Genomic DNA, 10,145 nt, shown 5'->3' on the forward strand with positions numbered 1-10,145 from the left:
GGCACTGCAACATCCTTCCAGGCCGCCTCTCAGCAAGCCAGGTCAGGTGTCACCTATCCATGCAGCAGTCCCTCCCGTTGCTGCTGGCCCGTGGCGTACCCATGTGGTGCAGCACGTCGTCCCGAACGCGAGTGCAGGAAGTGTTTCGACCGAAACACCTAACAGGATCGGCGTCCGTTCGGCACTTGCGCGCTGTGATGAACTGGCCACTGATCACCAGGTGAAGCAGGGGGAAAGATGACGGCAGACGCAGAGCAGCTCCGCCAGGACGGGCACCGGGTCGAGAAGTGGGCGGTCGGGTGGATGCTGCTGTCCCTGGCACTGTGGGCGTGGTTCGGCTACCGGTTCCTGCTGGACGATGACCGGGAACTCTTCGCGCCCGCCGAAGGCGGCCGCGCACTGGTCGGCATACTCGCGCTGGCGGTCATTCCGACGATCATCACGGCGGCGACCCTCGTGTACGCCCGGGTCCTATTCCGCCTGGCTAGCCGGACTACGGGGCAGAAGGCGGGCGAGGGATCCTGAGACCAGCCTTGATGCTGCTCCGCGCGGGGGCATGCCTTACATGCCTGAACTGCCGATCAGCGCTCCGACCTGGGTGAAGAGGCTCCATCCCCTAGATAACGGGCGCGGTCGCGGAACGAGCCCAAGCGGCTGCGAAGGCGCTTTCAAAACCTGCCGTCTGCGGTGATATGGGCTAACCGACGGCAACCCTGACGGCAACGACGGCACACAGTGACTGTCGATCACGACCGTCAGCGGTCCCTTCGGAAGGTGGGCACCCGCTTGCCCAGTAGCCTGCCCAATCCTACGGATCAGAAGGTTGCAGGTTCGAATCCTGCCGAGTGCACAGCACGTCAGAGGCCCTGTGGAGTGATCCACAGGGCCTCTGGCTTTTGCGTTGACAACAGCCTCTGACAGCAACCGTGGATCACACGGCGATGGCGCATACGTTCAGGTCGTTGCCTTTCGTCCCATCTGTCTTCCATGATCATGCGGGCGACGGCGCCCTGCTCGTGGAGCAGCGCTGCGCACGTTGGCGCAGGCCGCGGAAGCGGACCCTTGCGGACGCCGGCGCGGACAGACAGGGCATCGAAGGGTGCGGCCCGGAGCGGACAACTTGCTGCCCTTCTCCCCGCAACCCGTGGAGGGGCAGGCCGACCCGCGGCTACGGCCCCGTCGAACCGGGCTGGGTCTTCGGAATCCGAGAAGTGAAGAACACCGCGAGAAGCGCGGCGAAGGCGAGGATCGCCACTGCGGCGCGCAGACCGTCGATCCTGGCCTCCTCATTCGCGTCGAGTGCCGCCTGGGCCACCTCCTCGCTCGTGCCCGCTTCGTCGAGCGCGGACTTGAGCTGGGCGTCCGACAAGAACGGCACGCCGCTTGCGAGTTCGACGGTCGCCTGGCTCTTGACCTCGGCCGGGAGGGCCGGGTTCTGCTCCACGCTGGTCAGGAAGGACGTCGTCATCGCGGCGATCAGGAGCGACCCGGCGAGGGCCGTACCGATCGAAGCGCCCAGGTTGGTGACGGAGTTCTGGACACCGCCGACTTCCGCGCTCCGTGCTTCCGGCATCGCGGACACGGTGACCGACCCGAGCTGGGACGCGAGTGCGCCCATGCCCAGCCCGATCAGCAGCATGGGGATGGTGACGATCTCCGCACCGGCGTCCGCGTCGAGCGCGGCCATCAGGACCAGCGCGCCCGCGAACAGCGCGAAGACCCCGAGCCGCACCACCCGCCGGGGTGAGACGTCCGGGAGGTAGCGGGGGATCAGGATGGCGGCGGCCAGGAGCGTCACGGAGAGCGGCAGGAGGCGGGCACCGGTGTTGAGCGCGGACAGGCCCAGGGCGACCGACAGATAGAGCGGTACGACGAAGAACACGCCCATCTGGACGAGGTACTGGAAGAAGAACATCGTCAGTCCGCCGGTGAGCTGCCGGTTCTGCAGCATGGCCGGGTCGACGAGTGGGTCCCTGCGCCGCTTCACCATGCGGGCCTCCCAGCGCAGGAAGATCCAGATCAGCAGGAGACCGGCCAGCATCAGCCACACGGTCAGCGAGATCCCGAGCCACGAGGGGGCGTCGGGCTTGGGCTGGAACCAGCCCCATTCGTCGGAGCGGAGGACGCCGTAGACGAAGACCCCGAGCCCGAGCGCGGACAGCCCGGCGCCGACGAGATCGATGCGAGGGCGTTCGCCGACAGGCGCGTCGGCGATGCGGCGGGCGAGCGCCAGGATGCCGAGCACCACCAGGACCTCACCGGCGAACACCCATCGCCAGGAGAAGTACGTCGTTGCGACACCCCCGACGAGCGGCCCGACCGCGATCGCCACGGCCCCCGCGGCCGCGACGAGACCGTAGGCGGCGGGACGGCGTTCCGTGGCGAAGTTGCCGGCCACGAGCGCCACGATCGCGGGCAGGATGAGGGCCGCCCCGATCCCCTCGAGGAACGACCAGCCGAGCAGCAGCACGGGCAGGTTCGGTGCCAGCGCCGTGGTGAGGGAGCCGCAGCCGTAGATCACGCAGCCGATCATGAACGCGCGCTTGCGGCCGATCAGCGCCCCCACCTTGCCGCCGGGGATCATGAACATCGCCATCACGAGGGTGTAGGCCGTGATGGCGCCCTGGACACCTGTCACCGTCGTGCCCACGTCCTCGGCCACCGTCGCGATCGAGACGTTCATGACCGAGCTGTCGAGCGCCATCAGGAACTGACCGGCCGCGAGTGTCAGCAGGACGATTCGCACCTTCGGTGAACTCTTAGTGGTTCTCGTACCAGATGCCATGCGCGCATCGTTCCAGCCGCCCCGGAGCGCGGGCTCCGACCCGCTCCGGGAGATCGACCGCTTGGCGGAGTCGCTGGGGGGAGAGCCCTCAGGCTCGATCAAACTCAGTGTGGCGCGGACGCACGCGGGACATGGCATCGGTGGACGTCTGCTCGACTGGGCCGCAGACCGCGCGTACCGAGAGCGGGGCCAGATGGCTCCGGCCCGACGCGCGTTCCACCCAGCTTTGCGCGATCCTGCCTCCCTGGCAGCGGCACGTCGCGTGGCCGGTGGGAAGGCGGTGGAACGAGCGCTGGTCACGGCGGATCCATGCGTCTCGCCAGCTTCCGGCCCCATCTCTGGATCGGCGCTTCGATGTAACGGCAGGTCAGCATGCTCAGCGGCAACAGCACCGCGTAGAAGGCCACTTCAAGCACCAGAGTGTCCCTCCGCCACCTGCCGATCGTGCCGTCGGAGACCGCCAGTAGTACCGGATGGACAGGTAGACCGAGCAACTGATCGTTCCCAGCCCCACCGGCCAACACACGCAACGATGCAGCCGCGCCGTGTGCTCCGTGCCAGTACGCGCTCGCCACGCCGGAGACCACCACCGCGACGGCTGTGCAAGCCGCGCACCGCCAGGTGCTCTGACCGTGCTCGGCCCGGCAGACGGCTGTGCCGAGAAACATCACGGCGAGGATGATCAGGCCCTCCCACGTGGGGATCGTGCCGTTGAAAGGGACCAGGACGAGCGCCAGCACCCCACCCAACAGGCAACCTAAGACGCGAAGCGCGGGTGCCGTGGTGCTCGCGCAGCAAACGGCGACCATCATGGTGATTGAGGCGAGCGCGATGAGGCCGATGGGCTCGGTGCCCGGCGGGCACCGGCTGTGGGCCTGCCGCACAGTGCCCAGGCCGACACGCGCAACGCCCACTGCCGATGAAGTCCCGGTGGGCCTCAGGCCTTGATGGTGCCCAGTTGCCGCAGCAGACCGAGGTCGTCGGTGTTCCACCAGCTTTCCGCGATCCTGCCTCCCTGGCAGCGGAACGTCGCGTGACCGGTGGCCGAGAACTCCCGGCCCGTGGCTTCCATGCCCAGGAACCCACCGGTATGACGGCCCTTGAAGGAGAACCGCGCGCTCACCTGGTCGCCCTCGGCGATCAGGCTCTCGAGCGTGACCACCGGTTCGAGCGCCGCGTGAAGCTGCCGGTTGGCCGCCTTGGACTCCTCGAGCCCGACGACGCCCGTCGGCAGGATGGGGTCGTGCTCCTGGTAGTCGGGGGTACAGAGCGTGTCCTGTGCGTCGTAGTTCCTTTTGTTGGCCACTTCCTCGAAGAAGTTGCGGACCACGATCTTGTTCAACTGCTCGTCCCGGAGAACGTCGAGGTCCGTGAAGGTGGGTTCCTGGTCGCAGGCAGCCACCAGCTCCCGGAAGATGCGGTCCGTCTCCGGCAGCCGTGAGTTCTCCATCGCCTCGTCGTACGAGGGGAACTCCACGATCTCCACCACGTGCGTGGAGTCGGTGCGGTCCCGGCCGACGATCGAATGGGTGGCTGTCCGTTTGCCTTGCGTCGCTTCGACCCAGCTGTCCATCAGCCTGTTCAACTCGTCGACCCTGCTGGTCTTGCAGTCGATGACCTGGACGAATGTCATGACGCCTCCCGTGCAGTCAGAGCGCTGGCAACTTCTTCAGAATATGATGTATTTGTGTGCTTTGTCCCGATGGGTGATCACTTCCCGTGCGCCAGATCCCGATGGCAAGGGGCGCCCAACGGACGGAGCGGAAGGAGGCATGATGCCGCTCTATCTGTCGAGGTTCAGCTACACCCCGGAGACCTGGGCGAGGCTGATCGATCACCCTGAGGACCGCGCCCGAGCCGCTCAGTCGTACATCGAGTCCGTCGGCGGCAAGCTCCATGGATTCTGGTATGCCTTCGGCACGCATGATGGCTACAGCCTGTGGGAGGCCCCGGACAACGTGTCCATGGCCACGGTCGCGCTGGCGATCAGTGGAGGCGGCGCGATCAGCTCGTTCGAGACAACGGTTCTCCTGACCGTCGGTGAAACGATGGAGGCTCTGCGGACAGCCGGGCAGGTCGCATACCGGGCTCCTGGTGCGTAGCGGTCCGGATCATCGCGCCATCCGGGCTCGGTCCTCAGGCTGTGGTGCAGCAGAGAAGCAGGCCGGAGAGATCCGGGGCCTCTGTCGTTCCGGCCTTGGGTCGCTAGTTCAGGTGCTGCGCGCGGGCACCGCGGCTCTCGGCGAAACGGAGGGCGTCCTCCAGGGCTCCGGTCAGACACGCGGCGAGGTGGCGGAGTTCCCCGGGTGGCGTGTCCGGGAGCATGTGGCGGGAGTGGGCGACGAGTTCGTTGCCCGTGCCGAGCTGAACGGCCTCCGTGACATCGGCCAGTCGCGAGACCGGCCCGCCGGCTCGTTCCAGGCGGTCGAGGATGCCGGTGACCGCGCCCGTGCTGATGTGGCGAGGCGTGACGGGTGCCTCGGGTGTCGGCCGGGCGGGCAGGGCGTGTGACGGAGGTCGTTCTGCCGGTCCGTGGGGGATGCGGGTGGGGAGCCGGAGGTAGCCGCTGCCGTGGGTGCCGACTCCGGGCGCTCACTCATCAGAACGCCGTTGTCAGTGACGGCGTTGTCAGTGGTGCCCCCTACTCTCGGCAGGGATGGCACAGGCATGGAAGTGCTCGGGGCTGCGGTGGTCGGCGGACGGTCCCGTGCTGGTGTGGGACGGCGGGCGGCGCAGCGCGCTGACCTGGGGAAAGCGCGTGGTTTTCGGGGTCGCGGAAGGGAGCGTGCGCACGTGTGTGGGGGCTCGGGGGCATGCGTGCCCCGTCAGTGCGGTCGTGCCAGGGCGCAGTACGGGGGCGCGGTGCGAGAAGTGCGCGCGGCTGGACCGGGCGCACTCCGTGGCGGCGGACACCATCGCCGACGATCCCCGGCCGTACCACGTCTATCTGGCGTGGTTCGGACCCGGCATGGTCAAGGTCGGGATCACGGCCGAAGAGCGGGGCTCCGCGCGGCTGCTCGAGCAGGGGGCCGTCTGTTTCAGCTGGCTCGGTGTCGGTCCGCTCATGGCCGCGCGGCGTACGGAGGAGCTGCTCAGGGCCGCCCTGCGGGTGCCCGACCGCATTCCGTACGCCGAGAAGCGGGCGGTGCGGGCCGCGCTGCCGGAGGCCGCCGCGGACCGGGCGCATGAGGTCGCCGAGCTGCACGAGCGGGCGGTCGCGCTCCCCGCGTGGCCGGAGTCGCTCGCGCGGGAGCCGCTGCGGATCGTCGACCACGTGGGGGTGTTCGGGCTCGCGGGCGTGCCCGTCGCCGTCGGGGACGTGAGTGAGCTCGTCGCGGGGGGCACGGTCGGCGGGGAGCTGGTGGCGGCCGCCGGGCCCGATCTGCACCTGGCCGCCGGGGGCGGGGTCGTGGTGCTGGACACACGGCTGATGACGGGGTGGGGGCTGGTGCCCGTCGCGGGGGATGAACTGACTGTGCCCGTAAGGCAGTTCAGGGAGGCGGGAGGCGTGCAGGACGGGTTGTTCTGACCCGTCCGGCCTTCCCAGGTGTTCCCTGAGAGGTGCCTGTGTGTTTCTCAGGGAAATCACAGGTTGCCGAAAGCGTGCTCTCAGAGGTCGTCGACATCGTGTTCACATGACCACGACCTCGCCCCAGGGGCGCACCGAACTGCTGAGGCCGGACGGGAGCCCCGTCCGCGTGCTGGTGGTGGACGACGAGCAGTCGATCACCGAGCTGCTGTCCATGGCCCTGCGCTATGAGGGGTGGCAGATCCGGAGTGCCGCTGACGGCACGGGCGCGATCCAGACCGCGCGTGACTTCCGGCCCGACGCCGTCGTCCTCGACATGATGCTGCCCGACATGGACGGGCTGGCCGTGCTCGGGCGGCTGCGCCGGGAGCTGCCGGACGTGCCCGTGCTGTTCCTGACCGCCAAGGACGCGCTCGAGGACCGGATCGCCGGGCTGACGGCGGGCGGCGACGACTACGTCACCAAGCCGTTCAGCCTGGAGGAGGTCGTCGCGCGGCTGCGCGGGCTGATACGCCGCTCCGGTGCCGCCGACCGGCGCTCGGACTCCATGCTGGTCGTCGGCGACCTCACCCTCGACGAGGACAGCCACGAGGTGACCCGGGCCGGGGACAACATCCACCTCACCGCCACCGAGTTCGAGCTGCTGCGGTTCCTGATGCGCAACCCGCGGCGCGTGCTGAGCAAGGCGCAGATCCTCGACCGGGTGTGGTCGTACGACTTCGGCGGCCAGGCCAACGTCGTCGAGCTCTACATCTCGTATCTGCGGCGGAAGATCGACGCCGGGCGCGAGCCGATGATCCACACGCGGCGCGGCGCGGGGTACCTGATCAAGCCCGCGGCGTCATGAGCGGACGACGACGGCCGCGTACACAGCAGCGGGAGGGCGGGCAGCGAGCAGGCAAGCCGCGCACGCTGCGGACGCGGCTCGTCATCGCGTCCGTGGTGCTGATCGCCGTGGTGTGCGCGGTGATCGGCACGGTGACGACCCTGGCCCTCAGGTCGCATCTGTACAAGCAGCTGGACGCGCAGGTCGAGGACACCGGCAAGCGTCTGTCGGGACCCGTGAAGCCCGGCGGCGGAAGCGACGCCGCCTTGACGGGCAGGATCACCGGCTTCATCGAGGGACCGGCACAGCCCCAGACCGTCGTCGCCGAGGTCGGCGCCGACGGCAGCGTCACCCGGGCCTACCGCGCCGAGGAGAACGGCCCCTACCAGGGGAACACACCCGTCGGCCTCACCGGCGAGCAGAAGGCCGCCCTCGCCGCAGTACCGGCCACGGGCATGCACACCGTCGACATCCCCGGACTCGGCGAGTACCGCGTGCAGTACGTCGACGGACATGACGGCGGGACCTACTACATCGCCCTGCCCACCGAGTCGGTCACCACCACCATCAACACCCTCATCCTCGTCGAGGTGAGCGTCACCGGCGCCGGACTGGCCGCCGCCGCCATCGCCGGCTCCGTCCTCATCAGCGTGGCGACCCGCCCCCTGCGCCGGGTCGCCGCCACCGCCACCCGGGTCTCCGAACTGCCCCTGCACACCGGCGAGGTGAACCTCAGCGAGCGGGTCCCCGACTCCGAGACCGACCCGCACACCGAGGTCGGCCAGGTCGGTGCCGCGCTCAACCGGATGCTCGATCATGTGCACGGGGCGCTGCACGCACGGCAGCAGAGCGAGACGCGCGTCAGGCAGTTCGTCGCCGACGCCAGTCACGAGCTGCGCACCCCCCTCGCCTCCATCCGCGGGTACGCCGAACTCACCCGGCGCGGCAGCGAGCAGGTCGGGCCCGACACCCGGCACGCGCTGGGCCGGATCGAGTCCGAGGCCGGCCGGATGACCTTCCTCGTCGAGGATCTGCTGCTGCTCGCCCGGCTCGACGCCGGCCGGCCGCTCCAGTTCGAGCAGACGGACCTCGTACCGCTCGTCGTCGACACCATCAGCGACGCCCGTGCCGCCGGCCAGGACCACAACTGGCGCCTCGACCTGCCCGACGAGCCCGCACTCGTGGCGGCGGACGCGGCCCGGCTGCAACAGGTCCTCGTCAACCTGCTCGGCAACGCGCGCAATCACACGCCACCCGGGACGACCGTCACCGCCCGCGTCCAGCGGCGCGGCACCTGGCTGTGCGTGGACGTCGAGGACGACGGGCAGGGCATTCCCGCCGAGTTGCTCCCGCACGTCTTCGAACGGTTCGCACGCGGCGACTCCGCGCGTTCCCGCGCCACCGGCTCGACCGGTCTCGGCCTCGCCATCGTGCAGGCCGTGGTGACCGCGCACGGCGGTGCCGTGACCGTCGACAGCGTGCCCGGGCGGACCGTGTTCACGGTGCGTCTGCCCGCGCTGCCGCCGCAGCCGGACATGAGCCGGCAGCTGCACTCACAGGCACTCCACAGCGTCACCACATGGGCACAACAGGGCGCCTGACGAAAGTCGGTTCCATGCGAACCGACTCTTCTCCCGGCACCCTGCCGGCGCGGGAGCACCTCCCGGCCGCACCAGCCGGTACGCCTGTCCTGGACGTAGTGATCCCCGTCTACAACGAGGAGAAGGACCTCCAGCCGTGCGTCCGCAGACTGCACGAACATCTCGACCGGACGTTCCCGTACGCGTTCCGCATCACGATCGCGGACAACGCCTCCACGGACACCACCCCGCAGGTGGCCGGGCGGCTGGCGGCGGAGATCCCCGAGGTCACCACCTTCCGCCTGGAGCAGAAGGGGCGCGGCCGGGCCCTGCGGTCCGTCTGGTCGGCCTCGGACGCCCCGGTCCTCGCCTACATGGACGTGGACCTGTCGACCGACCTGAACGCCCTGCTCCCGCTGGTGGCGCCGCTGATCTCCGGCCACTCGGACCTCGCGATCGGCTCCCGGCTGGCCCGCAGTTCGCGGGTGGTGCGCGGTCCCAGGCGGGAGTTCATCAGCCGGGCCTACAACCTCATCCTGCGCGGCTCGCTCCAGGCGCGGTTCTCGGACGCCCAGTGCGGATTCAAGGCGATCCGCCGGGACGTGGCGCAGGTGCTGCTGCCGCTCGTCGAGGACACCGGCTGGTTCTTCGACACCGAGATGCTGGTACTCGCCGAGCGCGCGGGGCTGCGGATCCACGAGGTGCCGGTCGACTGGGTGGACGATCCCGACTCGACCGTGCACATCGTCAAGACCGCGACCGACGACCTCAAGGGTGTGTGGCGGGTCGGGAGGGCGCTGGCCACCGGCTCGCTGCCGCTGGACCGGATCGCCCGGCCGTTCGGCGACGACCCGCGCGACCGTGACATCAAGGACGTGCCGAAGGGACTCGCCCGCCAGCTGGTCGGGTTCTGCGTGGTCGGCGCCCTGTCCACCCTCTTCTACCTGCTGCTCTACAGCGGCTTCCGGGTCTTCACCGGCTCGCAGGCCGCCAACGCCCTCGCCCTGCTGGTCTCGGCGGTCGCCAACACCGCGGCCAACCGGCGGCTCACCTTCGGGGTGCGCGGGCGCGGCGGGGCCGTGCGGCACCAGGCGCAGGGCCTGGTCGTCTTCGGCATCGGACTCGCCCTGACCAGCGGCTCGCTCGCGGCACTGAACGCGGCGACCTCCGAGCCCGCGCACTCCACCGAACTGGCCGTCCTCGTCGCGGCCAACCTCGCGGCGACCGTGCTGCGCTTCCTGCTCTTCCGGGCGTGGGTGTTCCCGGACCGGCGCGGCGACGACTCGCCGGCGCCGGCTCTGTACGGCACGGCCCTGCACGGCACCACCTCGCACGGCACCACCCTGCACGGCACCACCTCGTACGACACGGCCCTGCACGGCACCACCTCGCACGGCACCACCCTGCACGGCACCACCTCGCGTA

9 protein-coding genes are annotated in these 10,145 nt (G+C 69.6%); 6 read left to right on the forward strand and 3 right to left on the reverse strand.

Annotated features, from left to right (window positions below; all coding sequences use genetic code 11):
- The first annotated feature begins 237 nt into the window (after positions 1-237).
- Positions 238-525, forward strand: coding sequence for a hypothetical protein (locus ACFU3E_RS10405; protein ID WP_384154667.1), 288 nt, complete (start codon positions 238-240; stop codon positions 523-525).
- Positions 526-1,168: 643 nt separating this feature from the next.
- On the opposite strand, the gene ACFU3E_RS10410 is transcribed toward ACFU3E_RS10405, so the two are convergent.
- The 3 genes from ACFU3E_RS10410 to ACFU3E_RS10420 all read right to left on the reverse strand — a co-directional run bounded on the left by ACFU3E_RS10410 (position 1,169) and on the right by ACFU3E_RS10420 (position 4,418).
- Positions 1,169-2,785, reverse strand: a complete 1,617-nt coding sequence (locus tag ACFU3E_RS10410; RefSeq protein ID WP_384154669.1) for an MFS transporter — start codon at positions 2,783-2,785, stop codon at positions 1,169-1,171.
- A 296-nt stretch (positions 2,786-3,081) separates the two neighbouring features.
- A complete protein-coding gene (locus ACFU3E_RS10415; RefSeq protein ID WP_384154671.1) occupies positions 3,082-3,669 on the reverse strand; it encodes a hypothetical protein in 588 nt (195 codons plus the stop codon).
- Positions 3,670-3,722: 53 nt separating this feature from the next.
- Positions 3,723-4,418, reverse strand: a complete 696-nt coding sequence (locus tag ACFU3E_RS10420; protein WP_384154673.1) for an ester cyclase — start codon at positions 4,416-4,418, stop codon at positions 3,723-3,725.
- Between the two features lie 142 nt (positions 4,419-4,560).
- Here ACFU3E_RS10420 and ACFU3E_RS10425 point away from each other — a divergent pair, with 142 nt between their 5' ends.
- The 5 genes from ACFU3E_RS10425 to ACFU3E_RS10445 form a co-directional block, all read left to right on the forward strand.
- Positions 4,561-4,887, forward strand: coding sequence for a GYD domain-containing protein (locus ACFU3E_RS10425; RefSeq protein WP_384154983.1), 327 nt, complete (start codon positions 4,561-4,563; stop codon positions 4,885-4,887).
- A gap of 554 nt (positions 4,888-5,441) precedes the next feature.
- A complete protein-coding gene (locus ACFU3E_RS10430) occupies positions 5,442-6,314 on the forward strand; it encodes a DUF2797 domain-containing protein (protein WP_384154675.1) in 873 nt (290 codons plus the stop codon).
- A 106-nt stretch (positions 6,315-6,420) separates the two neighbouring features.
- Complete coding sequence (locus tag ACFU3E_RS10435) at positions 6,421-7,161, forward strand: response regulator transcription factor (RefSeq protein WP_384154677.1); 741 nt, start codon at positions 6,421-6,423, stop codon at positions 7,159-7,161.
- On the forward strand, positions 7,158-8,741 hold the full coding sequence (locus ACFU3E_RS10440) for an ATP-binding protein (RefSeq protein WP_384154679.1): 1,584 nt from the start codon (positions 7,158-7,160) through the stop codon (positions 8,739-8,741). Before ACFU3E_RS10435 ends, ACFU3E_RS10440 begins: the two co-directional genes overlap by 4 nt.
- Positions 8,742-8,755: 14 nt before the next feature.
- Positions 8,756-10,145 (forward strand): glycosyltransferase (locus ACFU3E_RS10445; protein WP_384154681.1); only part of this gene is annotated, 1,390 nt, incomplete at its 3' end.

Origin of the sequence: Streptomyces sp. NPDC057424, from assembly GCF_042803315.1 — a bacterium.
GTDB lineage: Bacteria > Actinomycetota > Actinomycetes > Streptomycetales > Streptomycetaceae > Streptomyces.

Coding starts and splice junctions, on each gene's coding strand:
- ACFU3E_RS10435 (WP_384154677.1), top strand. CDS start 6,421: ATGACCACGACCTCGCCCCAGGGGCGCACCGAACTGCTGAGGCCGGAC.
- ACFU3E_RS10405 (WP_384154667.1), top strand. CDS start 238: ATGACGGCAGACGCAGAGCAGCTCCGCCAGGACGGGCACCGGGTCGAG.
- ACFU3E_RS10430 (WP_384154675.1), top strand. CDS start 5,442: ATGGCACAGGCATGGAAGTGCTCGGGGCTGCGGTGGTCGGCGGACGGT.
- ACFU3E_RS10440 (WP_384154679.1), top strand. CDS start 7,158: ATGAGCGGACGACGACGGCCGCGTACACAGCAGCGGGAGGGCGGGCAG.
- ACFU3E_RS10425 (WP_384154983.1), top strand. CDS start 4,561: ATGCCGCTCTATCTGTCGAGGTTCAGCTACACCCCGGAGACCTGGGCG.
- ACFU3E_RS10410 (WP_384154669.1), bottom strand. CDS start 2,785: ATGGCATCTGGTACGAGAACCACTAAGAGTTCACCGAAGGTGCGAATC.
- ACFU3E_RS10420 (WP_384154673.1), bottom strand. CDS start 4,418: ATGACATTCGTCCAGGTCATCGACTGCAAGACCAGCAGGGTCGACGAG.